The organism is Streptomyces sp. NPDC026659 (genome assembly GCF_040638245.1).
Classification (GTDB): Bacteria; Actinomycetota; Actinomycetes; order Streptomycetales; family Streptomycetaceae; genus Streptomyces.
Genome location: NZ_JBEZXY010000012.1, coordinates 202423 through 225422, shown reverse-complemented (window position 1 = coordinate 225422; position 23000 = coordinate 202423). Strand labels below are relative to the sequence as shown.

Annotated in this window: 20 protein-coding genes and 1 pseudogene; 13 read left to right on the top strand and 8 right to left on the bottom strand. The window is 73.5% G+C overall.

Annotated elements, in window-relative coordinates; all coding sequences use genetic code 11:
* The first annotated feature begins 204 nt into the window (after positions 1–204).
* Entirely contained in the window at positions 205–591 is a 387-nt protein-coding gene (locus AB0E91_RS27770) for a hypothetical protein (protein WP_361787454.1), read from the top strand.
* A gap of 44 nt (positions 592–635) precedes the next feature.
* Here the strand turns inward: AB0E91_RS27770 and AB0E91_RS27765 are convergent, their stop codons facing one another.
* Positions 636–1478 carry a DUF4184 family protein gene (locus AB0E91_RS27765; RefSeq protein ID WP_361787452.1) on the bottom strand — a complete coding sequence of 281 codons (843 nt, stop codon included), beginning with the start codon at positions 1476–1478 and terminating at the stop codon, positions 636–638.
* A gap of 319 nt (positions 1479–1797) precedes the next feature.
* Here AB0E91_RS27765 and AB0E91_RS27760 point away from each other — a divergent pair, with 319 nt between their 5' ends.
* Positions 1798–3585 (top strand): lytic transglycosylase, encoded by a 1788-nt coding sequence (locus AB0E91_RS27760; protein ID WP_361787450.1) that lies wholly within the window; start codon positions 1798–1800, stop codon positions 3583–3585.
* Between the two features lie 7 nt (positions 3586–3592).
* Here the strand turns inward: AB0E91_RS27760 and hrpB are convergent, their stop codons facing one another.
* Both hrpB and AB0E91_RS27750 read right to left on the bottom strand, forming a co-directional pair.
* Positions 3593–6103, bottom strand: a complete 2511-nt coding sequence (gene hrpB, locus AB0E91_RS27755; protein WP_361787448.1) for an ATP-dependent helicase HrpB — start codon at positions 6101–6103, stop codon at positions 3593–3595.
* 76 nt (positions 6104–6179) lie between these two features.
* A complete protein-coding gene (locus AB0E91_RS27750; RefSeq protein ID WP_361787446.1) occupies positions 6180–6992 on the bottom strand; it encodes a class I SAM-dependent methyltransferase in 813 nt (270 codons plus the stop codon).
* Between the two features lie 390 nt (positions 6993–7382).
* Between AB0E91_RS27750 and rpsA the strand changes: the two genes are divergently transcribed.
* From rpsA to AB0E91_RS27730, 4 genes are all read left to right on the top strand, one after another.
* A complete protein-coding gene (gene rpsA, locus AB0E91_RS27745; RefSeq protein WP_361787444.1) occupies positions 7383–8876 on the top strand; it encodes a 30S ribosomal protein S1 in 1494 nt (497 codons plus the stop codon).
* 252 nt (positions 8877–9128) lie between these two features.
* Positions 9129–10067 carry a PAC2 family protein gene (locus AB0E91_RS27740; protein ID WP_361787442.1) on the top strand — a complete coding sequence of 313 codons (939 nt, stop codon included), beginning with the start codon at positions 9129–9131 and terminating at the stop codon, positions 10065–10067.
* A gap of 313 nt (positions 10068–10380) precedes the next feature.
* Positions 10381–11004, top strand: a complete 624-nt coding sequence (gene coaE / locus AB0E91_RS27735) for a dephospho-CoA kinase (RefSeq protein ID WP_361787440.1) — start codon at positions 10381–10383, stop codon at positions 11002–11004.
* Between the two features lie 49 nt (positions 11005–11053).
* Positions 11054–11434: a tetratricopeptide repeat protein gene (locus AB0E91_RS27730; RefSeq protein WP_361787438.1), complete on the top strand. Its 381-nt coding sequence runs from the start codon at positions 11054–11056 to the stop codon at positions 11432–11434.
* Between the two features lie 74 nt (positions 11435–11508).
* On the opposite strand, the gene AB0E91_RS27725 is transcribed toward AB0E91_RS27730, so the two are convergent.
* A complete protein-coding gene (locus AB0E91_RS27725) occupies positions 11509–11829 on the bottom strand; it encodes a DUF6343 family protein (protein WP_361787436.1) in 321 nt (106 codons plus the stop codon).
* Positions 11830–11986: 157 nt separating this feature from the next.
* On the opposite strand from AB0E91_RS27725, the gene AB0E91_RS27720 reads away from it, so the two are divergent.
* The gene (locus AB0E91_RS27720) at positions 11987–12679 is read left to right on the top strand and encodes a class I SAM-dependent methyltransferase (RefSeq protein ID WP_361787434.1); all 693 of its coding nucleotides are present in this window, start codon (positions 11987–11989) and stop codon (positions 12677–12679) included.
* 107 nt (positions 12680–12786) lie between these two features.
* Here the strand turns inward: AB0E91_RS27720 and AB0E91_RS27715 are convergent, their stop codons facing one another.
* Positions 12787–13536, bottom strand: coding sequence for an RNA-binding S4 domain-containing protein (locus AB0E91_RS27715; protein ID WP_361787432.1), 750 nt, complete (start codon positions 13534–13536; stop codon positions 12787–12789).
* 205 nt (positions 13537–13741) lie between these two features.
* Here AB0E91_RS27715 and AB0E91_RS27710 point away from each other — a divergent pair.
* Both AB0E91_RS27710 and AB0E91_RS27705 read left to right on the top strand, forming a co-directional pair.
* A pseudogene (locus AB0E91_RS27710) lies at positions 13742–15261 on the top strand (YfcC family protein).
* Positions 15262–15328: 67 nt separating this feature from the next.
* On the top strand, positions 15329–16024 hold the full coding sequence (locus AB0E91_RS27705) for a uracil-DNA glycosylase (protein ID WP_361787430.1): 696 nt from the start codon (positions 15329–15331) through the stop codon (positions 16022–16024).
* A gap of 12 nt (positions 16025–16036) precedes the next feature.
* Here the strand turns inward: AB0E91_RS27705 and AB0E91_RS27700 are convergent, their stop codons facing one another.
* Positions 16037–16492 carry a GNAT family N-acetyltransferase gene (locus AB0E91_RS27700; protein WP_361787428.1) on the bottom strand — a complete coding sequence of 152 codons (456 nt, stop codon included), beginning with the start codon at positions 16490–16492 and terminating at the stop codon, positions 16037–16039.
* Positions 16492–16896, bottom strand: a complete 405-nt coding sequence (locus AB0E91_RS27695; RefSeq protein WP_361787426.1) for a RidA family protein — start codon at positions 16894–16896, stop codon at positions 16492–16494. The genes AB0E91_RS27700 and AB0E91_RS27695 overlap by 1 nt, the downstream gene beginning before the upstream one ends.
* A 228-nt stretch (positions 16897–17124) precedes the next feature.
* Here AB0E91_RS27695 and AB0E91_RS27690 point away from each other — a divergent pair, with 228 nt between their 5' ends.
* From AB0E91_RS27690 to AB0E91_RS27675, 4 genes are all read left to right on the top strand, one after another.
* A complete protein-coding gene (locus AB0E91_RS27690) occupies positions 17125–17886 on the top strand; it encodes a nucleotidyltransferase domain-containing protein (RefSeq protein ID WP_361787424.1) in 762 nt (253 codons plus the stop codon).
* A 130-nt stretch (positions 17887–18016) separates the two neighbouring features.
* Complete coding sequence (locus AB0E91_RS27685; protein WP_361787422.1) at positions 18017–19864, top strand: FUSC family protein; 1848 nt, start codon at positions 18017–18019, stop codon at positions 19862–19864.
* Positions 19865–19980: 116 nt separating this feature from the next.
* On the top strand, positions 19981–20604 hold the full coding sequence (locus tag AB0E91_RS27680; protein WP_361787420.1) for a DUF899 domain-containing protein: 624 nt from the start codon (positions 19981–19983) through the stop codon (positions 20602–20604).
* A gap of 69 nt (positions 20605–20673) precedes the next feature.
* Positions 20674–20880 carry a hypothetical protein gene (locus tag AB0E91_RS27675; RefSeq protein WP_361787484.1) on the top strand — a complete coding sequence of 69 codons (207 nt, stop codon included), beginning with the start codon at positions 20674–20676 and terminating at the stop codon, positions 20878–20880.
* Between the two features lie 45 nt (positions 20881–20925).
* Here the strand turns inward: AB0E91_RS27675 and AB0E91_RS27670 are convergent, their stop codons facing one another.
* On the bottom strand, positions 20926–22788 hold the full coding sequence (locus AB0E91_RS27670) for an ABC transporter ATP-binding protein (protein ID WP_361787482.1): 1863 nt from the start codon (positions 22786–22788) through the stop codon (positions 20926–20928).
* Positions 22789–23000: the final 212 nt, after the last annotated feature.

The window sequence follows — 23000 nt, the reverse complement described above, 5'->3', positions numbered from 1 at the left end:
GGTACTGCAGGGGGGACCCTGTGGGAGAGTAGGACGCCGCCGAACAAATTTTAGGGAAACCCCCGCACCGATTGGTGCGGGGGTTTTCTGCGTTTAGAGTCCTTTTCTCACCCCTGCCGGCCCGCCCACCCTCGGAGGGGCCCCGTCACTCACGTGGCCCCCGTCAGAACGCCTCCCGGTGGCCGCTGCGGCAACACTGCGAGCATGGGTATACGGATGCTCCACCGCCGCCGCAGGACCGGGGCGTGGCACCGTCGGATCGAGCGGGCGGAGGCGGACCCGGAGCGGGGCGGGGACGCCTCGCCGGTGCCGTCGCTCGCGGCCGATGCGAGCAGTGCCCGCATTCCCGTCGACCCGGCCGCGCGGGTGCGCGCCGCCCTCGCGGCCATGAGACGCCGCGTCGCCGCGCTCCAGTGGCGGGCCCGGGTGGACGTCGCCCGGGGCTACCTCGCGCTGCTGCTGGCCGCGCTGCCCAAGGCGCGCCCCCGGCACACCCTGACCGTGTTCGTCGCATCGCTCACCGAGCGCCCGGCCCCACCGGCTCCCGGGCAGGCGCGGCCGGACGCGCGGGAGCCGGATGCCGCACCGTGACGGCGAGGGCTTGGGGCGTGAGTCCTGCGAGCAGCCCAGTGCCTTCAGCGAGCCCCGGGTCCCACCGGCTCCCGGGCGGCCACGGCCGAGCGCGCAGGGGCCGGACGCCACGCCCTGACGGCGACGGCGTACAGCACCACTCCCACCAGCAGCCCGGCGCCCGCGCCGAAGCAGACGGTGGGCACCAGTTCGAGGAGCGGGGCGTTCGGCCGTGACCACCACAGCGTCATCCGCTGGAGGGCGGCCACCACCGCGCAGCCGCCGAGCAGCGCCGCGGCCAGGACGCGGTCCCGGGCGGACAGCACGGGCACCCCGGCCGGTACCGAGGCGGGCGCCCACCGCAGCGCGCGCAGCAGGAACACCACGAGGACGACGGCAGCCAGCGCCGAGGTGCCGTACTGGAACCAGGTGTACACCGGCAGTCCGGCCGCCTCTCCCATGAGGGCGGGGAAGATCCGGGAGCCCCAGCGGTCGTGGTGGGTGAAGGCGTCCCAGACGACATGTGTCAGCGCGCCGAGCGCCGCCGAGACGTACCACCACAGCACGGTCGTAGCGCGCATCCGCGCCCGGGGTGCCCCGCAGCGCGTGAGGGCGGCCGGGCGTCCCTGGTGGGCGCGGGGCAGCAGCGCCACGAGCGGTTCGCGGACCAGCAGCCACAGCGCGACCAGCGTCCACGCGATGAGCACGTCCACGCTCGCCACTCCGGCGAAGGAGTGCGTGACCGCCCCGAACTCCATCGCGCCTGGTACGAAACTCGCCGCGAAATAAGTGAGATCGGGTGCGAAGGACCCGGCGACGAGCACCGAGGGCACCAGCCGGCCCCGCCCGCTCCCGTCCCGGCGGACCGCGGGCAGCACGGCGGCCGCGTGACTGAGTGTGAACGGCAACGGAGCCTCCAGAAGCGGGCGTCGGGCAGTTCACCACGCCCGGGACCGGTGATCGAGTGCGTCCCAGTATGCGCGGTGGGCCGCATGGCCCTGCCGCGCCGGGGCAGTTGCGGCGGCGGCGGAATCCGGACACGAACGGGTGGGCACACCAAGCAAGTTGTCGTAGGGTCAACAGGGCCTCCGTGTGGGCCGCACGGCGCGCACCGGCCACAGGGACGGAATCGCGCACCAGGGGCAACCACCGCACGGGCTCGGTCGTCACACCAGTGCGGGGTAGTCGGAGACGGGCGCCCATGGCGTCCACGGGAGGGTTTGTTCTATGGCGGCGCATTTCGGCAGTCGGCTGCGCAAGGGAGCGGCGAGCACCGCGGTGGCCGCTGTGGCGGTCGCGGCCCTGTCCGCGTCCCAGGCTCCCGGAGCGGTCGGAGCGAATGTGAACCCCCCGGCCACCGCCCTCGACACACCGGCGCCGGACGCGGCCTCGGACGCCACCGGCAGTTCCCCGTATTACACCGACCTGCCCCCGCTGCACAGCCCCGCGCCCAGTTCCTCGCCCGTCATCGGCACGCCCGTGTCGCGGGGCGAGGGCGAGACCGCGGGTGAGATCCCCGCGACCGTCCTGGACGCGTACAAGCGCGCCGAGGCCGAGCTGCGCGACTCCAAGCCCGGCTGCAACCTGCCCTGGCAACTCCTCGCCGCCATCGGCAAGGTGGAGTCGGGCCAGGCCCGCGGCGGCCGTGTGGACGCCGACGGCACCACTATCGGCCGCATCCTCGGCCCCCAGCTCGACGGCAACGGCTTCGCGCTGATCAAGGACACCGACCACGGCGCCTACGACGGCAACGCCGCCTACGACCAGGCCATCGGCCCGATGCAGTTCATCCCGTCCACCTGGGCCTGGGCCGGCCGCGACGGCAACAGCGACGGCAAGGCCGACCCGAACAACGTCTACGACGCCGCCCTCGCCGCCGGTCACTACCTGTGCCGGGGCGACCGGGACCTGTCCCGCGACGACGACCTGCGCAGCGCGATCCTCAGCTACAACAACTCGACCGACTATCTGAACCTCGTCCTGAACTGGGTGAGCTACTACCGCAAGGGCGTCCACACCGTCCCCGACGGCACCGGCGGCCTGCCCACCCACCGCAGCGACGAGACCCCCGCGCACCCCGCGCACTCCGGCACGACCGGGCCGTCCGCGCCCGCCAAGCCGACGAAGCCCGCGAAGCCTGCCAAGCCCACGAAGCCGGCCCAGCCGGCCCCGCCGTCGAAGCCCGACCCGGGCACCCCCGCCGGAGGCGACGGCAGCCACACCCCCAAGCCGCCCACCCCGCCGTGGGAGCAGCCCACCGCCACGGACACCGTGGACCATCTCGCCTACACCGACCCCGCCGCGGCCGAGTCGACCGCGATGGCCGGGCACGCCTTCACCGGGAAGGTCGCCGCCCGCGCCGAGACCAAGGACGGCAAGGTCGTGCCCAAGGTGCGGATCCGCTTCACCATCACCGGGGACACCGACGCCACCTTCGCGGGCGGCGAGACGGTCGCCGCCGTCACCACCGACGCCGAGGGCGTGGCGACCGCCCCCGCGCTCCAGGCGGGCGAGAAGAGCGGCACCTTCAAGATCACCACCGCTCTCGTCGGCCGCCAGGTCAAGGGCGTCGACTACAAGGCGAGCGTCACCCCGCGCGCCGCCGACGCCCTCGCCCCCGCCGACGACAAGGCGTACACCTGCGTCCCCGGCGGCGAGTTCACCGACGCCGTCCAGGTCAAGGCCACCTACAAGGGCGCCGTCGCCGACCGGGTCGAGGCCACCGCCACCCTGATCAAGGCCGACGACGACCCCGCCGAGAACGACAAGGGTCCCTACTTCAAGGGCGCCGACGACAAGCCCGTCCGCACTCTCACCGGGCTCAAGACGGACGACAAGGGTCTGCTCACCCTCCCGAAGCTGTACGCCGACGACATCAGTGGCACCTATCTGCTCCGGATCACCACCACGGGCGGCGCCACCCTCACCGTGAAGCTGACGGTCGCCCCGGCGGACGGCACTCCGGCCGCCGACGACCCGGCCGAGCCGTCGCCGAGCCCGTCCGCGACGTCCTGACGGCGCGTCAACTCCGGCCGAGTCGCGCCTTGGTGTACCGGGTGGGCTCGGCCGTGGCGGGGTCCTCCGGCCACGGGTGTTTCGGATAGCGCCCGCGCAGCTCGGCCCGTACGCCGCGATAGCCGTCCCGCCAGAAGGAGGCGAGGTCGGCCGTCACGGCGGCGGGCCGCCCGGCGGGCGAGAGCAGATGGACGAGCAGCGGCACCCCGGCCACCGCCGGGGTCTCGCCGAGCCCGAACATCTCCTGCAACTTCACGGCCAGCACGGGCCGTTCGGGGTCGCTGTAGTCGACCCTGACGCTCGACCCGCTCGGCACGGTGATCCGCTCGGGCGCCAGCTCGTCCAGTCGGCCCGCCTCCCCGCTCGCCCACGGCAGTAGCCGCCCGAGCGCCTGCCCGGCGTCGATCCGGCCCAGATCGGCCCGGCGCCGGGCCCGGCCGAGCTCCGGTTCCAGCCATTCGTCCACGCGCGCGAACAGCGCCTCGTCCGACACGTCCGGCCACGGCTCGCCCAGACGCGCCCGCAGGAACGCCAGCCGCCGCCGCAGCGCCCTCGCCCCCTCGGACCACCTCAGCAGTTCCAGCCCCTCCCGCCGCAGCCCGTCCAGCAGGGCGGTGCGCACCAACGCGGGCTCCGGGTCCGGGAGTTGCCGTACGGCCAGCTCCACGGCCCCGAGCCGCTCGACCTGCCGCGCCACGACCTCCCCGTCGGCCCAGCGCACCTCCTCCCCCTCGGAGAGCAGCGCACGGGCCGCCTCCCGCGCCACGTCCTCCGGTACGGCGGCACCGAGCCGCACGCGCGCGTGTCCCTTCCCACCGGGCCGGTCGGCCACGGCCACCACGATCCACGGCGCCCCGCGGAGCGGTGATCCCTCCGACAGCTCCGCCCGCGTTCCGGACACCATGAGGTACGACCCGCCGTCCAGCCGGGCCACGCGCTCGGGGAAGGCGAGCGCGGCCACCCGTCCGACGGCCGCGTCGAGTACGTCGTGCCCGGGAGAGGCACCGGGGGCATGGCCCGCCCGCGCCGTCGTCCCGGTGAGCCCCCGCAGCCGCCGTACCTCCGTGCGCCACCGGGAGGCGTACGCGTCCCCGCCCCGCCGGGCGCGCCGCAGCGCCGTGGCGAGATCGTCGCCGTACTCGCGCGGGACCTCCTCCGACAGCAGAGCGATCGCTTCGGCGCCCGTGCCGTCGGTGTCCAGCAGGGCGCGGCCCAGACGGGGGTGGACGCCGAGGCGGGACAGCCGGGTGCCTCGGTCGGTGGCGTGCCCTGTGGGGTCTACGGCGCCCACCGCCGCGAGGATGTCGCGGGCCGCGGCCATCGCTCCGGCGGGCGGTGCGTCAAGCAGGGCGAGGCCCGAGGCGTCCGGGTCGCCCCAGCAGGCGGCCTGGAGGGCGAAGGCGGTCAGGTCGGCCACCTTGATCTCGGGTGCCGGGAAGGCGGGCAGCCGGCCGTCCTCGGCCTCGGCCCAGCACCGGTAGACCGCGCCCGGCGCCTCGCGTCCGGCGCGGCCCGCCCGCTGCCGACCGGCCGCACGCGAGGCCCGTACCGTCGCGAGTCCGCTCAGCCCGCGCGCGTGGTCCACCCGGGGCTCGCGTGCAAGGCCCGAGTCCACGACCACCCGCACCCCGGGCACCGTCAGCGAGGACTCCGCGACCGAGGTGGCCAGCACCACCCGGCGCCGCTCCCCGGGCGACAGGACCGCGTCCTGCACGGCGGCCGGGGCCCGCCCGTGCACCTGGAGCACGTCCACGTCCGGCAGCTCGCCCAGCTGCCCGGCCACCCGCGCGATCTCCCCGACGCCGGGCAGGAAGCAGAGCACGTCACCGGGGCGCTCCGCGAGCGCCCGCCGCACGACGGAGGCCACGTGCGCGAGCAGGGCCGGGTCCACCCGCATCCCGTGCGGCGGCTGGACCGGGCGAGCGGGCGGCGCCCACACGGTCTCGACGGGATGCGTGACCCCCGCCGCCTCCACCACCGGCGCCCCGCCGAGCAGCCGTGCCCAGCCCTCGGCGTCCGTGGTCGCGGAGGCCGCCACCAGACGCAGGTCGGGCCGCAGGGTCTGCCGTACGTCCCACAGGAACGCGGCCGCCGTGTCCGCGTCCAGATGCCGTTCATGGCACTCGTCGAGGATCACGGCGTCGACCCCGGCCAGCTCCTGGTCGCGCTGGAGGCGCTGGAGCAGCACACCCGTGGTGACGACCTCCACGCGCGTGTGCCGCCCGACGACCCGCTCGCCGCGCACGGTGAACCCGACGCTGTCGCCGGGCTTCTCGCCCAGCAGCCACGCCATCCGCCGCGCCGCTGCGCGCGCCGCTATCCGCCGGGGCTCGGCCACCAGGACCCGCCGCGCGGGCCCGCCGCCGACGAGCCCGGCCAGCACCAGCGGCACCAGGGTCGTCTTGCCGGTACCGGGCGGCGCCACCAGCACGGCGGCACCGATGTCGTCCAGCGCGTCGGTCAGGGCGGGCAGGGCGGAGCGCACGGGCAGCGCGGCGAGGGCGTCGTCACGGATCACGCCCCCAGTGTCGTACGCGGCCTGTTGCAAAGAGGTTGCAGGCCGCCGTGCAGGGGTTTCAGTCCCGGAGAGGGTTTCAGTCCCGCTCGCACACGAAGATCGCCGTGCCCGGGATCAGCGCGCCCCGCAGGGGGGACCAGCCGCCCCACTCGGCGGTGTTCCAGGCCGGCCACTCCGGCTCGACCAGGTCCACCAGGCGGAAGCCGGAGGCCGCGATGTCCCGTACCCGGTCGCCGATCGTGCGGTGGTGCTCCACATAGACGGCGTGGCCGTTCTCGTCCTGCTCCACGTACGGGGTGCGGTCGAAGTACGACGACGCCACCGAGAGCCCCTCGGGCCCCGGCTCGTCCGGGAACGCCCAGCGGATCGGGTGCGTCACCGAGAAGACGAACCGGCCGCCCGGCCGCAGCACCCGGCGCACCTCGCGCAGCACCAGCCGGGGATCGGCCACGAAGGGCAGCGCGCCGTACGCCGAGCACGCCAGGTCGAAGGAGGCGTCCGCGAAGGGCAGCGCGCCCGCGTCCGCGCAGACCAGCGGGAAGGAGCCGCCGATCCGCAGCGAGTGCTGGAGCTGGCGGTGGGAGAGGTCCAGGGCCACCGGGCGGGCGCCCTGCGCGGCGAGCCAGCGGGAGCACTGGGCGGCGCCCGCGCCGATCTCCAGCACGTCCTTGCCCTTCAGGTCCTCGGGCGCGCCGAGCAGCTCGGCCTCCACCTCGTCCAGGCCCTCCGGGCCCCACACGAAGCGGTCGTCGCCGAGGAACGTGCCGTGCTCGACCTGGTACTCGTCCGCGTTGCGGTCCCACCAGCCGCGGTTGGCGCGGCTGCTCTCCGCGACGTCCGCGTCACGGCGGGTGGCTTCCGGCTCGGTCCCCTCGGGATCGGGCCCCATGGACTCTTGGATGATCGGCTCCCTCGTCGTACTCTTCCGTCCAGCCGACCCGCCGGACGAGCGTCACGGAACGGGTCTCCCGGGCCTGCGTGGCCACTTGAGACGATTCTTCTGCCGGGAATGCGGTGATCCGCCCCGGGTGTGCGCCTTCGCGCATTGACCCTGCCCGGCTGCCCCCGTATGCTACAAGTTGCGCTGCGGGCCTGCGCACCTCAGACGTAGCAGGTCGCGCTCGCATCTGTATGTATGTCCCCTCGGTTGTCGAGGCGCCACCGGGCACCCGGTGCTTATGTGGCGCTTCCTTGGCTGTCCGGCTTCTGCAGAGCGAAACGGGCTCCCGGCGTAAGCAGTACCTACGACTTCAATGTCCGTACCGGAGCCCTTTCCCACATGACGAGCAGCACCGAGACCACCGCCACCACCCCGCAGGTTGCGGTCAACGACATCGGTAACGAGGAAGCCTTCCTCGCCGCGATCGACGAGACGATCAAGTACTTCAACGACGGCGACATCGTCGACGGCGTCATCGTGAAGGTCGACCGGGACGAGGTCCTGCTCGACATCGGTTACAAGACCGAAGGTGTCATCCCGAGCCGCGAGCTCTCGATCAAGCACGACGTCGACCCGAACGAGGTCGTCAAGGTCGGCGACGAGATCGAGGCCCTGGTTCTCCAGAAGGAGGACAAGGAAGGCCGCCTGATCCTCTCGAAGAAGCGTGCCCAGTACGAGCGCGCCTGGGGCACCATCGAGAAGATCAAGGAAGAGGACGGCATCGTCACCGGTACCGTCATCGAGGTCGTCAAGGGTGGTCTCATCCTCGACATCGGCCTCCGCGGCTTCCTCCCGGCCTCCCTGGTCGAGATGCGCCGTGTTCGCGACCTCCAGCCCTACGTGGGCAAGGAGCTCGAGGCGAAGATCATCGAGCTGGACAAGAACCGCAACAACGTGGTCCTGTCCCGCCGTGCCTGGCTCGAGCAGACCCAGTCCGAGGTCCGCCAGACGTTCCTCACGACCCTCCAGAAGGGTCAGGTCCGCTCCGGCGTCGTGTCCTCCATCGTCAACTTCGGTGCCTTCGTGGACCTGGGTGGCGTCGACGGTCTGGTTCACGTCTCCGAGCTGTCCTGGAAGCACATCGACCACCCCTCCGAGGTTGTCGAGGTCGGCCAGGAGGTCACCGTCGAGGTTCTCGACGTCGACATGGACCGCGAGCGTGTCTCCCTGTCGCTGAAGGCGACGCAGGAGGACCCGTGGCAGCAGTTCGCCCGTACCCACCAGATCGGCCAGGTCGTCCCGGGTAAGGTCACGAAGCTGGTTCCGTTCGGTGCGTTCGTCCGCGTGGACGAGGGCATCGAGGGTCTGGTCCACATCTCCGAGCTGGCCGAGCGCCACGTGGAGATCCCGGAGCAGGTCGTCCAGGTCAACGACGAGATCTTCGTCAAGGTCATCGACATCGACCTCGAGCGTCGCCGCATCAGCCTCTCGCTGAAGCAGGCCAACGAGGCCTTCGGTGCCGACCCGTCGGCGGTCGAGTTCGACCCGACCCTGTACGGCATGGCCGCGTCCTACGACGACCAGGGCAACTACATCTACCCCGAGGGCTTCGACCCCGAGACCAACGACTGGCTCGAGGGCTACGAGACCCAGCGCGAGGCGTGGGAGACGCAGTACGCCGAGGCCCAGCAGCGCTTCGAGCAGCACCAGGCGCAGGTCATCAAGTCCCGCGAGGCCGACGAGGCCGCTGCCGCCGAGGGTGGCGAGGCTGCCGCTCCGGCCGCGGCCGGTGGCGGTTCGTACTCCTCCGAGGGTGCGGACACGTCCGGTGCCCTGGCTTCCGACGAGGCGCTTGCCGCGCTGCGTGAGAAGCTGGCGGGCGGCCAGAGCTGAACGCTCACCGCTGAGGCTTAGCAGCTGAGTCTGAGGGCCCGTACCTTTCGAGGTGCGGGTCCTCAGGCGTTTTTGCGTTGTCGGGTGCGGGTGCGGGTGCGGGTGCGGGTGCGTTGTGGCTTGTCGCGCAGTTCCCCGCGCCCCTTGGGTGGGACACCTTGACATCAGTTGGGGACTTACCCTTGGTGATCTTGGGAATGCCTTTGGTTCTGTGGGTGTTGGGGGGTATGGACACTAGGAGGGGCGGTCATCGTGCTTGATCCGCAGGGTTTGTACGCGTGGGAGCCGAAGGGGCTGGCCGTGGTGGACATGGCGCTGGCTCAGGAATCGGCCGGACTGGTCATGCTCTACCACTTCGACGGATACATCGACGCGGGAGAGGCCGGCGACCAGATCGTCGAGCGGCTGCTCGACACGCTGCCCCACCAGCTCGTCGCCCGCTTCGACCACGACCGGCTCGTGGACTACCGGGCCCGCCGCCCGCTGCTGACGTTCAAGCGGGACCACTGGACCGACTACGAGGTGCCGGCCATCGAGGTCCGCCTCGTCCAGGACACCACCGGCGCCCCCTTCCTGCTGCTCTCCGGGCCCGAACCGGACGTGGAGTGGGAGCGGTTCGCGACGGCCGTACGGCAGATCGTGGAGCGGCTCGGCGTCCGCCTCTCGGTGAACTTCCACGGCATCCCCATGGGCGTTCCGCACACCCGCCCCGTCGGTCTCACGCCGCACGGCAACCGCACCGACCTGGTGCCCGGCCACCGCAGCCCCTTCGACGAGGCCCAGGTGCCCGGCAGCGCCGAGGCGCTGATCGAGTACCGGCTCTCCGAGGCGGGCCACGACACGCTCGGCGTCGCCGCGCATGTCCCGCACTACATCGCCCGCTCCACCTACCCGGACGCCGCCCTGACCGTCCTGGAGGCGATCACCGCCGCCACCGGACTCGTCCTGCCCGGCGTCGCGCACGCGCTGCGCACCGACGCGCACCGCACGCAGACCGAGATCGAGCGGCAGATCCGTGAGGGTGACGAGGAACTGACCTCGCTCGTCCAGGGCCTTGAGCACCAGTACGACGCGGCCGCGGGCAGCGAGACCCGGGGCAACATGCTCGCCGAGCCGGTCGACATCCCGTCCGCCGACGAGATCGGCCGCGAGTTCGAGCGGTTTCTCGCTGAGCGGGAGGGCGAGGGCTGAGGCCGGGTCCGGGTCCGGGGCCGTGCCGGGGCGGTTCGCGCGTGCTGAGCCGCGTGGCTTAGGGCGGGGTGCCCCGCTGCCGCCGGGCTCCGTCGGCGCATCCGGCGGGACCACCGGATACGCCACGCACCACCGACCACGGAACCGCACCATCGACCACGGAACCGCGCGCGGCCGCCCGAGCGCGGGACATCGCCTTTAGCGCGGGACATAGCCTTTCGGGCCGAGGCGGGCGGGCGGCGAGTGCTGAGCGGCGGAGTCGAGTGCTGAGCCACGCGCCGGTGTCGATCAGGCGGGCTCTAAGCTTCCGGTCATGCTGACAGTGGGTCTGACCGGTGGCATCGGCGCCGGCAAGAGCGAGGTGTCCCGGCTGCTCGTGGAGCACGGGGCCGTACTGATCGACGCCGACCGCATCGCACGCGAGGTCGTGGCGCCGGGTACCCCCGGTCTCGCCGCCGTGACCGAGGCGTTCGGACCGGAGATCCTGGCTGGGGACGGCTCCCTGGACCGACCCCGGCTCGGCGCCCTCGTCTTCGCCGACCCCGAGAAGCTCGCCCTCCTCAACTCGATCGTGCACCCGCTGGTGGGTGCCCGCTCCCGCGAACTGGAGAGCGCCGCGCGACCCGGCTCCGTCGTGGTTCACGACGTGCCGCTCCTCACCGAGAACGGCCTGGCGCCCCTCTACGACCTCGTGATCGTCGTGGACGCGAGCCCCGAGACCCAGCTCGACCGGCTGGTCCGGCTGCGGGGGATGGCCGAGGAGGACGCCCGCGCGCGCATGGCCGCCCAGGCGAGCCGCGAACAGCGCCTGGAGATCGCGGACATCGTCGTCGACAACGACGTGCCTCTGGAGGCGCTGAAGGAGCGCGTCGACCGGGTGTGGGAGGAGCTGACGGCCCGCGCGGCCCGCTCCCACGAGGGCGGTTCGACGGAATAGCCCTCCGCGTACAGGCGTTGGAATGCCCCAGTGAGGGAAGGACTTCGCCGTGCCCGAGACCAGCGGATCGACCGGACGTACTCCGGAGACGCACGTCATCGACTTCCGTGCCGCCGAGCGCCTGCTCGACGCGCGGGATCCCAGAGGCGCGGTGAAGCTGCTCGACGAGGTCATCGCCGCCCATCCCGAGAACACCGCCGCCCGGCTGCTGCGCGCGCGTGCCTTCTTCGCCGCTGCCCAACTGCGCCCCGCCGAGCTTGAGTTCACCATCGTCCTGGAGCGCGAGCCGGACAACGCCTTCGCCCACTTCGCTCTCGGCCGCACCTACGAGCGCCAGGGGCGGCCCGGTCAGGCCCGCCGCCACTTCCGGCTGGCCGCCGCCCTCGACCCCAACCCGCAGTATCTGCGGGCGGCGCGCTTCGAATCCTGAGCGCGGGGGCGGGGCTCGGTCGGCTCCGGTGTTTCCGGTCCAGGGGTGCCCCCGGTCAGGCAGCGTGCTCCGGGTCAGGGGTGCCGGCGCGGTGTCGACGGGCGGCCCGGCCGGGGCGGTTTCGGTCGGTCCGACGGTTCGTCGTCCACGGGCTGGTACGGCGGGACGTCGCGGCCCGGCTGGTAGTGCGGGCCCTGCCGCAAGTGCCGCAGGACCAGCGTCAGATCGATGGTGACCACCAGCCACAGCGCGGCACAGGCCGCCGCCCAGCCCGGCCGTCCGACGAGGACGAAGGCGACGGTCCCGAAGACGGCCCAGCCGAACCCCCACACGGCCAGCCAGAGCCGTGCTCGCAGCGCACTGCGCGCGGTCGTCGGTTCACTGCCCGTACGCATTCCGTCTCCACTCCTCCTTGCAACGTACTCTTCGCCGGGCCCGTGCACCAAGGGCGGAGAGTTCCCGCCGGGCGGTGAATTGACTCGAACGAGTGGACTGTCGGTGGAGGGGAACGGCCGTGCGAGCGCCGCGCGTTGTGGGGGCATGACGGTCGAAATGCGTGAGGGACACGAAGGCACGGGCCCGGGGGCGATCACTCCGGACGGCTGTGCGGTCGAGCTGTACTCCCGGATGCCGGTCGGCGAGGAGCCGGACGTCATCGCGGCGGCGGTGCCCGCAGGGGCACACATCCTGGAGCTGGGCAGCGGCGTGGGCCGGGTGACCCACGCCCTGCTGGAGCGGGGCTTCACGGTCACCGCCGTGGACGAGTCGGCGGAGATGCTGGCCCGTGTGCGGGGGGCCCGCACGATATGCGGACCCATCGAGGATCTGGACCTGGGCGAGCGGTTCGACGTGGTCATGCTCGCCTCATTCCTGGTGCACACCGGTGACCCGGAGGTGCGGCGCGGTCTGCTGCGTGCCTGCGTCCGGCATGTCGCGGACGGGGGCTGTGTCCTCCTCCAGCGGGAGGGCGCGGACTATCACAGCCGGATACCGAGGGAGCGGGTCGACCCGAGCGGCTTCACGGTGCGGATCGTGGCGAGCGATCCGGTGGGGGAGGGGGTGCGTGCGGTCCGCGCCGAGTATGTGTTCCCGGACGCGGTCTGGACCCAGACCTTCCGCGCCCGCCCGCTGAGCGTGGAGGAGTTCGAGGAGGCGCTGGCGGAGGCGGGACTGGAGGTGGACAGGTATCTGACGGAGGACGGGATGTGGGTGCGGGCAGTGCGGGGGACGCTGCCGCTGAGCTGAGCTGAGCTGAGCTGAGCTGAGCTGAGCTGGAGTGAGGTGGGCTGAGCTGGGGTGGGCTGAGCTGGGGTGGGCTGAGCTGGGCTGGCCGCGGCGCGCGGGGTCGGGTGTCACCGTCCTCGGCGTCGTCCTCCGGAGCCGCCGGGTCGGTCGGGTCGGCTACGACGGTCGGTGCGGTCGGTGCGGTCGGTGCGGTCGGTGTCGCCGGGTCGGCCAGGCCGGTCGGTGCGGTCGGTGTCGCCGGGGTGGCCCGATCGACCGGCGTGACCGGCGTGACCGGTGTCGCCGGAGTGGCCCGATCGGCCGGTGTGGCCGGTGTGGCCGGTGTCGTCCGGCTCCTCGGGCGTGGTGCGTGCCGCCGCCGAGGCGCCCAGTGATCCCAGCCCCCGCAGCCGTTCCAGCTCGCGGCGGTCGCGCTTGGTGGGGCGGCCCGCGCCGCGGTCCCGGACACCGGCGGGGGCCACGGCCTCGCGGGGCGGGGGCGGCGGCGAGTTGTCGACGTAGCACTCGGCGGCCACGGGTGCGCCGACCCGCTTGCGGATCAGCCGCTTCACGATCACGATCCGCTCCCGGCCCTCGTGCCGCAGCCGTACCTCGTCACCGACCCGCACGGAGTGGGCGGGCTTCACCCGGTCACCGTTCACATGGACATGGCCGCCACGGCAGGCGGTCGCGCCCAGCGAACGCGTCTTGACCAGGCGTACGGCCCAGATCCAGCTGTCGATCCGGACGGTCTCGCCCGTCGCCGGCCCGGCGGCCTTCGCAGCGGCCACGGCGGCGGAGGTCTTCGGGTCGGGGGCGGCGGAGTCACGGTTCACGTCGTCGTCCGCGTCCGGTGAATCCTGTGCAGCCAAAGCCATGCTGCCGACCCTAACGCGTCGCGCTGCCCCGGCCCGAGCCGTTTTCGGCGCGGTGGCCCTTGGGAGGGAGGGGCCTTCAGTGCCGTACTCCGCCGGGGCCCCTCCCACGGCCCACCCCGGATGCGCCCCGCCCGGCCGCCCTCGACGCTGGAGTGACCTCGACGCTGGAGTGATCGGTGCGGGTGAGGAGGGACGAGGAGGGGACATGGAGACGGCGGCCAAGGCGGGAGAACCTCCCCGGCGCGAGCGGAAGTTCACCTTTCCGAGCGCGCTGACCGTCCTCGCCGCCGTCACCGTGGTGGTGTGGCTGCTCGCCTTCCTGATCCCGCCGGGGGAGTACGCCCGCGATGCCTCCGGCGCCCCGATCCAGGGCACGTACCACCGGGTGTCCTCGGGACGGTCCCTCACGGACCGGCTCGACGATCTGTTCCTCTCGCCGGTGAACGGGCTGTACGGACTGCGGGACGCCAGGAGCGGCTGGTCGGACCCGACCTGTCCGGGAGTCTGTACGGCGCGGCGGGCGTGTTCCTGTTCGTGCTCGCCATCGGGGCGTTCATCACCGTCGTGTTCGCCACCGGCGCGCTGGACCGGGGCATCGCCCGGCTCGCCCACCGGCTGCGCGAGCGCGGGGCGCTGCTGATCGCCGGGATCATGGTGGTGTTCTCGGTGCTCGGCACGGTCGAGGGCTTCGCCGAGGAGACCCTCGGCTTCTACGGCCTGATCGTGCCGCTGATGCTGGCCCTCGGCTACGACCGGATGGTCGCCGTCGGCACGATCATCCTCGGCGCGGGGATCGGGGTGCTGTGCTCGACGGTGAACCCGTTCGCGACGGGGGTGGCGTCCTCGGCCGCCGACATCTCGCTCGGCGACGGCATCCTGCTGCGCTCGGCGATGTGGGTGGTGCTGACGGCGGTGACGGTGGCGTACGTGATCCGGTACGCGCGGCGGGTGCGGAGTGATCCGGCGCGGTCGCTCACCGGGTTCCTGCCCGGGGACCGGGAGCACGCCACCGAGGCGCCGGACGCGGAGCCCGAGCTGACCGGACTGCACAAGGCGGTGCTGGTCACGATGGTGCTGGTCTTCGCGTTCATGATCTTCTCGGTGGTGCCCTGGTCGAGCGCGCTGAGCGGGGACGCGGACGCGAAGCCGTACGGATTCGAGCTGGACTGGTCCTTTCCGCAGCTCGCCGCGCTGTTCCTGTGCGCGGCCGTCCTGGTCGGGCTGGTGGGGCGGATGGGGGAGCAGCGGCTGAGCGCGACGATCGTGCAGGGCGCCGCCGACTTCATCGCGCCCGCGCTGGTGATCGTGCTGGCCCGGGGCGTCACCGTGATCATGAACAACTCACGGATCACCGACACCGTGCTGCACTCCATCGAGGGCGTGGTCAGGGGCACTTCCTCCAGCGTGTTCGCGGTGATCGTGTTCGTGGTGAATCTGCCGCTGGCCTTCCTGATCCCCTCCACCTCCGGGCACGCCACGCTCGCCATGCCGATCCTCGCCCCGCTGGCCGACTTCGCCGGGGTCTCCCGCGCGGTCGTCGTCACCGCCTGGCAGGCGTCCAGCGGCTGGATGAACCTGTGGGTGCCGACCACCGCCGTCGTCATGGGCGGCGTGGCGCTCGCGAAGGTCGGCTACGACCGCTATCTGCGGTTCGTGTGGCCGCTGCTCGCGGTGCTGTTCGTGCTGATCTGCGGCTTCGTCGCGCTGGGGGCGGCGTTCACGTGAGCGGGGGGTGTGCTCGGGCACCCAGGGCGTCCGGCGGGGGTACGGACCGGGGCTTACGGTGGCCGGTATGGACGACAGCGCCGCCCTCGCCCGCCTCGACCGGCGGCTGACCGAGTGCCGGGCCTGCCCGCGCCTGGTCGAGTGGCGCGAGGAGGTGGCCCGTACAAAACGGGCCGCCTTCGCCGACCAGCCGTACTGGGGCCGCCCGGTGCCCGGCTTCGGACCGGCCGATGCCCGCCTGGCGATCATCGGGCTCGCCCCGGCTGCACACGGCGGCAACCGCACCGGCCGCATGTTCACCGGCGACCGCTCCGGGGACGTGCTCTTCCAAGCGCTCTACGACGTGGGCCTGGCCTCGCAGCCGACCTCGGTGAGCGCGGACGACGGCCTGGAGCTGTACGGAGTCCGGGTGACCGCGCCCGTGCACTGCGCCCCGCCCGCCAACAAGCCCACCCCGGGCGAGCGCGACATGTGCCGCCCCTGGCTGGTCGGCGAACTCGAACTGCTCCGCCCCACCCTGAGGGCGGCCGTCGTCCTCGGTGCCTTCGGCTGGCAGGCGACGCTTCCCGCGCTCGCCGAGGCGGGCTGGCCCGTCCCCCGCCCCCGTCCCCGCTTCGCCCACGGCACCCGCGTCGCCCTCGGCGACCTGGACCTCTTCGGCTGCTTCCACGTCAGCCAGCGCAACACCTTCACCGGCCGTCTGACGGCGGAGATGCTCCGCGAGGTCCTGAGCACGGCGGCCCGCGCGGCCGGCCTGAGCTGACCGGCCCTCACCTCAGGGCTGCCAGACGTACCGCACGTCCGGCTCCCCCTCCTCGTTCCCGGCGCCGTCCGTGTACTCGACGGCGGTGAAGCCGTGGCGCTCGTAGAAGCGGCGGGCGGGCTTGTTCACCTGGAACGCCCACAGGGCGAGGCCGCCCGGGGCGCGCTCCTTGGCCAGCGCCACGAACCGGTCCCCGAGACCGCGTCCGCGCCAGGCCGGGTCCAGATAGAGCTGGGACAACAGGTCCCCGTGCAGGGCCATCATGCCGACGATCCCCGCCTCCGTGTCCTCGGCCACCCAGGTCTCGTGGTGCGGGAGGACCACGTCGCGCAGGTAGGCGCGCACCTCGTCGTCGGAGCGGGGCCGGGTGACCGTGGGCAGCGCGGCGGCGAAGGACCGCAGCCACAGGTCGGCGGTGGGGCGGGCGTCCGCCGCGGCCGCCCGGCGCAGCGTCACCGGGGTCGTCATCACCGCTCCGGTACCGCCGCCGTCGCCGTGATCTCCACCAGCTGGCCCGGGTAGCCGAGGCACGCGATGCCGAGCAGGGTGGAGGAGTGGGGTCCGTGGCTCAGGCCCGAGGCCTCGACCGCCTTCCAGACGGCGGCGAGGACCGAGGGGTCGTCGCTCACCACGTACACATCGGTGGCCAGCACATGGCCGAGGTCGCTGCCCACGGCGTGGAGCTGGGCGCGCAGGTTGGCGAGGACCTGTTCGGCCTGGCGGACGGGGTCGCCCGGGCCGACCAGTTCGCCGTGCTCGTCCAGCGGGACCGCGCCCGCGAGGAAGGCGATCCGGGTGCCCGCCTCGACCACGGAGGCGTGGGAGTAGGTGGGCGGCGGGAAGAGACCGGGGACGGTCACGCGGCGGATCATGGCGGCTCCAGGGACGGGACGGGGGACGACCTCCGCATCATTCGCGGGTACGACCGGCCCCGCACCCGAATTTCGGTGCGCCCGGCCGCTGTCTCCCGTAGCGTCGCCCCGGCCTCCGGCTTCCGTTGCGTGACCTCGGCCTCCGGCCTCCGGCTTCCGTAGTGCGTCGCCCCGGCCTCCGGTTCCCGTGGCGTCGCGCCGGGCCTCCGCCCCCACCCAAGGACCCCCATGCCCGCCCTCCCCGACGCCGAGTTCCTCTCCGCCACCGCCGACCGCCTCGCCGCGCTGCCCACCGTCCGCGCCGTCGCTCTCGGCGGATCGCGGGCGCAGGGCACCCACACCGCCGACAGCGACTGGGACCTCGCCCTCTATTACCGGGGCGCCTTCGACCCCGGTGACCTGCGCGCCCTCGGCTGGGAGGGCGAGGTGTCCGAGGTGGGCGGCTGGGGTGGCGGGGTGTTCAACGGCGGGGCCTGGCTGACGATCGACGGACGCCGGGTGGACGTGCACTACCGGGACCTGGACGTCGTGGAGCACGAGCTGGCCGAGGCGGAGGAGGGGCGGTTCCGGGTGGAGCCGCTGCTGTTCCACCTCGCGGGCATCCCCACTTATCTGATCGTCGCCGAGCTGGCTGTCAATCAGGTGCTGCGCGGCAGCCTGCCCCGCCCCGCCCGCTACCCGGACGCCCTGCGCCGCAGCGCCCCGCCCCGCTGGTCCAACGCCGCCCGCGCCACCCTCGGCTACGCCAGGGCGCATCACGCCCCGCACGGCCGCCTCACCGAGGTCGCGGGCGCCCTCGCCGTCGCCGCCGCGCAGTCCGCCCACGCCGTGCTCGCGGCACGCGGCGAGTGGGTGACCAACGAGAAACGGCTGCTGGAGCGGGCCGGACTGCGCGGTATGGACGCGATCACCGGCGCCCTGCGACCCGACCCGCAGGCCCTGGTCCGCGCCGTGGAACAGGCCGGGGAACTGCTCGGCACGCAACCCTGAACGCCCGCTTCACCTCCCGGAAACCCGCCCGACGCCCGTACGCGACAACGCCCCGTACTGTGGAGGGCGACACCAGCCCGGCCACCGTCGTCCGAAGGCACGCCCCCGCCCTCGTACGAACAGGAGCCCCGTGTCGCGCCCCGCCGTCCGGTCACTGCCGCCTTGGCTCGCCCACGCCTTCCGCGCCCAGCGTGGGCCCGTCCCCTGGAGCGCGGTCGCCCGAGGCGCGCTCGCCGCCGGACCGCTGCTGCTCGCGGGCGTCCTGGCCGGACACGTCGCGGACGGCGTCCTCGCCGCGACCGGCGCGATGCTCGCCGGGATCAACGACCGCCCCGGCGGCCGCCGTCTCTCCGTCCGCAGCCTCGGCACCCCCGCGCTCGCGGGCGGCCTCGGCCTGCTCGTCGGCACCGGCGCGGGCGAACACCTGGCCGCCGTACCGCTGACCCTCGTGCTCGCGCTGCTCGGCCTGGTCGCCGGGTCGGTCAGCGCCGTCGGGCCGCTGGCCTCCGCCTCCGCCACCCAACTGCTCGTCACCGCCGCCATCGGCGCCGGGATGCCGAGCCCCGAGAGCGGCTGGCAGCGCGCCCTCGCCTTCCTCGCCGGAGCGGCCTGGCTGCTCCTGCTGCGCCTCGCCCTGCCCACCCCCGGCTCGCTCGTCTCCGACCTGCGCTTCGAGGGCGAACGGACGGCGGTCGCGGCGGTGTACGACGCCATCGCCGACCTGCTCGACGCCGTCGGCGGACCCGACGCCACCGCACGCCGGGCCGCGCTCACCGCCGCACTCGACCGCGCCCAGGACGCCCTGGCCGGACCCCGGCTGCGCCGCTACGCCACCCTGGCCCCCGAACGCCGGCTGCACGCGCAGTACGTCGCCGCGCTCCCGCTCGCCGAGGCCGCCACCGCCCTCGCCTGGACCGGCGAACCCCTCTCGGCGCGGGCCTCGGCCGGACCCCGGCGGCTCGCCGCCGCCGTGCGCGGCAACACCGGCACCGGACCGCTGCCCGCCCCCGCCCGCACCGCGCCCGCCCTGCGCGCCCTCGACGACGCGCTGCTGCACGCCGCCGAGGCGTTCGACCGCGCCGACGGCGGCGCACACCGGCTGCTCGTGCGCCCCTGGGGCGCCCGGCGTGCGCTGCGGACCGCGTTCGGTACCGGGGGCCGCGAGTACGGGCTGCGCGTCGCCCTCTCCTTCGGCGCGGCCGCGGGCATCGCCCAGGCCCTGCACCACACCGGCTGGTACGGCAGGCACCAGCACTGGTACTGGCTCCCCGTCACCGCCGTCTTCCTCGTCAAGCCCGACCTCGGTCCGATGGCCTCCCGGGTGCTGTGCCGGGCCGCGGGCACCGTGCTCGGCGCACTGCTCTTCGCCGGGTTCGCCGCAGTGCTGCCCAGGCCCTTCGGGCTGATCGCGCTGGTCGCGGTGTGCGGGGCGCTGCTGCCCGTCTCCACCCGGCACTTCGCCGCGCTGACCGCCGTCGTCACCGTGCTCGTCCTCGCCCTGATCATGATCGGCGGCGAACCGCAGGCGAGCGTCAGCCGGATCGCCGAGACCCTGCTGGCCTGCGCGCTGGTGCTGATCGTCGGCCATCTGCCGATGCCCGGGAAGCGGGGCGCGGGCGTACGGGCGCGGCTCGCCGCCGCCGGGACCGCCGCGCACGCCTACCTCGCGCACGTGATGGCCGAGTCCGGCGACCGCGCCGAACGCTGGGCGCTGCGCCGTGAGGCGTACCGCACGCTCGCCGAGGCCCACACCGCCATGGCGGTCGCCGCCGCCGAACTGCCCGCCCTCGCCCGGCACACCCGCGACACCGGCGCGGTGGCCACCGCCCTGGAACGGCTCGTCGACACCACCACCGCCTGCGCGGTCCACCTCGACGACACCGGCCGCCTGACCCCGCGCCACACCGACCGGCTCCAGGAGGCCCTCGGTGAGCTGGAGAGCGGCGGCCGGGACTGGCGGGTGCTGCCGGCCGCCTGACCTGCCTGAGGGGGACCGCCGGGAAATCGTCGAAGAAATCCCGGCGCTCCGCGATGAGTTCCGCGCCTTGCCTCGGTCAGCACCACGAACCGACCGTCGGACAGGCAGGAGGGCCCATGTCGCTTCCGGAGATCGTCACCCGTGCGCAATGGCGTGCGGCGCGCGAGGAGTTACGGCGCAAGGAGGAGGCGGTCGCCCGGGCCCGCGACGCACTCGGCGCCGAGCGGCGGCGGCTGCCCGTGGTGGAGGTCGACCCGGAGTACGTCTTCGAGGGCGGCGACGGCAAGGCCACCCTCCTCGAGCTCTTCGACGGCCGGGCCCAACTCGTCGTCCACCACTTCATGTTCGCCCCGGAGTGGACGGAGGGCTGCCCCTGCTGCGCGGTTTTCCTGGACCAGCTGGGCCACCTCGACCGGCTGCGCGCCCGCGACACCGCCTTCGCGGCCGTCTCCCGCGCGCCGTTCACTCGGATCCTGCCGTTCAAGGCGCGGATGGGCTGGGCGGTGCCCTGGTACTCCTCGGCTCCCGGCGACTTCAACCGCGACTTCGAGGCGACCGTGGAGCAGGAAGGCCGCCCGGTCGAACGCCCCGGTCTCAGCTGCTTCCTCCGCGACCGCGACCGCGTCTTCCACACCTACTCGGTCCACGACGACGACACCCTGGACGCACTCGGCGCCGTCCGCGGCCTGCTCGACCTGACCGCGCTCGGCAGGCACCCGAACGGTGGCGAAGCGCACTGACTCGGTGTCGGCAATGTCTCAGTCCCGTCACCGGCCGAGGCGATCGGCCCCTCCGAGGCGTTCACTTCCATGAAGTACGACGTCTTCTGGAGGTGCGAGATGGTGAACGGGCGAACGGAGCTCGGGCGCTTTCCCGCCGGCGGACCGCGCGGATCATGGCCGGCGGAGGAGTTCGCGCACGCGCGACGCCTCGAAGGGCTGCCCGCGGAGGTCGTGATGGACCTCGCCACGGACACGTTCCTGGTGATCCTGCGGGGGCCGGAGAGCGCCGACTAGGCGGGGCGGGCAGCGCCGACGGATCAGTACGGACAGGGCCCCGGCTCACGCGGACCTGGGCGTGGGCACCGCCGCCGTGAACTGGTCCGCCTGGAGCGCGTACAGCTCCGCGTACACCCCGCCCCCGGCCAGCAGCTCCTCCGGAGTGCCGGACTCCACGAGCCGTCCCCGCTCCAGCACATGCACCAGATCGGCGTGGCGTACGGAGGCCAGCCGGTGGGTGATCAGCACGACGGTCTGCCCGCTGCCCGCCAGCGCCCGGATCTTCTCGAACACCGCCAGCTCGGCCCGCGCGTCCAGCGCCGCCGTCGGCTCGTCCACGATCAGGATGTCCCCGCGCCGGTAGGCGGCCCGCGCGATGCCGAGCCGCTGCCACTGGCCGCCGGACAGCTCGTGGCCGCCGCTGAAATTGCGGGCCAGCAGGGTGTCCAGGCCGTTCGGGAGTGCGGCCACCACCTCCTCGGCGCCCGCCTCGGCCACCGACGCGTCCAGCCGCTCCTTTGTCATGGGCACGGACGAACGGCCGACGGCCACGTTCACCTTCGCGGTGAACGGCCAGCGCTTGAAGTCCTGGGCCACCATCGCGACCCGCTCGGCGAGCGCCCGCCGGTCGGCCCGCGCCGCGTCGACGCCGTCCCACAGGATGCGGCCCCGGTCCGGGTTGTACAGCCCCGCGAGCAGCTTGACCAGGGTGGTCTTGCCCGAGCCGTTCTCGCCGACCAGGGCGATGATCCGGCCTGTCGGCAGGCTGAGAGTCACACCGTCGAGGGCCGGGCGGGCCCCCTCGCCCGGGTAGCTGAAGGTGACGTCCTCGAACCGGATCTCCTTCGGATGCTCGGGCAGTTCCTTCCCGCCGACCGGGATCGCCCGCTCGGCCGCCTCCACGTACATCCGCTCCAGGTCGCCCACGAACAGGGCCTCCTCGTGCAGCTGGTTGATCTCCAGCACCAGCGTGTCCAGGCTCGCCGCCCCGGTCCGGATCGCGATGACCGCCGTACCCGCCACCGACAGGGCCATCGCGCCCGTGACCAGCAGCGCGCCCAGCGTGGCGTACGTGGCGAGGGTCGCGAGGCCGGTCCAGGCGGCGGCGACCAGGCCGGTGCGCGCGGCCAGCCGAGACAGCCGGGCCTGCTCCGCCTCCGCCGTCTCCGACATCGACCGGTAGTGCCGCAGCAGGAACGGGCCGACGCCGTGCACCCGGATCTCCGGAGCCGCGCCCTGCTCGGTGAGCAGACTGCCGATGAGCTGGCCCGCGCGGGCGTGCTGCACCCAGACGTGGAACGACTCGTAGCGGCGCCGCGCGATGGTGAGCGAACTCCAGGCGCTCGGCAGGGTCATGGTGACCAGCAGCGGCAGCAGCGCCGGGTGCAGGACGGTCAGCACACCGGCGGCCGCGATGAGCGAGATCATCGCGTTGATCACCCGGGCGCTGTACGAGATCATGTGCCGCGCCGAGCGGGCGCCGTACTGCGCGGTGTCCAGCAGCTTGTGGAAGGCGTGGTCCTCGATCGCGGCCAGCTCCACATTGGCCGCGCGCTCCAGGTACAGCTCGGTCGCCACCCGCTCCACCTTGGGCTCCAGGCGGCCGGTGGCGTAGGTGGAGGCGGCCCGCAGCAGCGCCGCGACCAGCATCATCGCGGCCATCACGGCCAGGGCGGGGGCCGCCGCCCGCAGTCGCTCCTCGATGTCCGGGCCGCTGAGCAGGCTGCCGAGCGCGCTGTTCACGGCCAGCAGGCTCACCGCCTGCGCCACACCCCGGCCCACCTCGGCGGCCAGCACGGTCCGGGCGGCTCCCGGGTCCGCCCGCCGCGCCAGCCGCAGACTGGACGCCAGCATTCCCGGCAGCCGCCGCACCATCGCCCGGAAGCTCAGCTCCAGGAACGCCTGCGAGTGCTCGTTCCACCCCATGTCGTACCTGAGCGGGCCGCCGAACAGCAGCCGCTCCGACTCCGAGACCTCGGTTTCCTCCCGCCCCCGCCTCCGCCCCACCGCGAACCTCCCGACGCCGTGACCGAACGGCCACTATTGCCGCACGACGGGGGCTCGGACAGGGCGCGAGCGGGGGTGCCGGGGGCGCGGGGGGAGTGCGCGGGCGGTGCCGGAACACGGTGCGCGGTGGA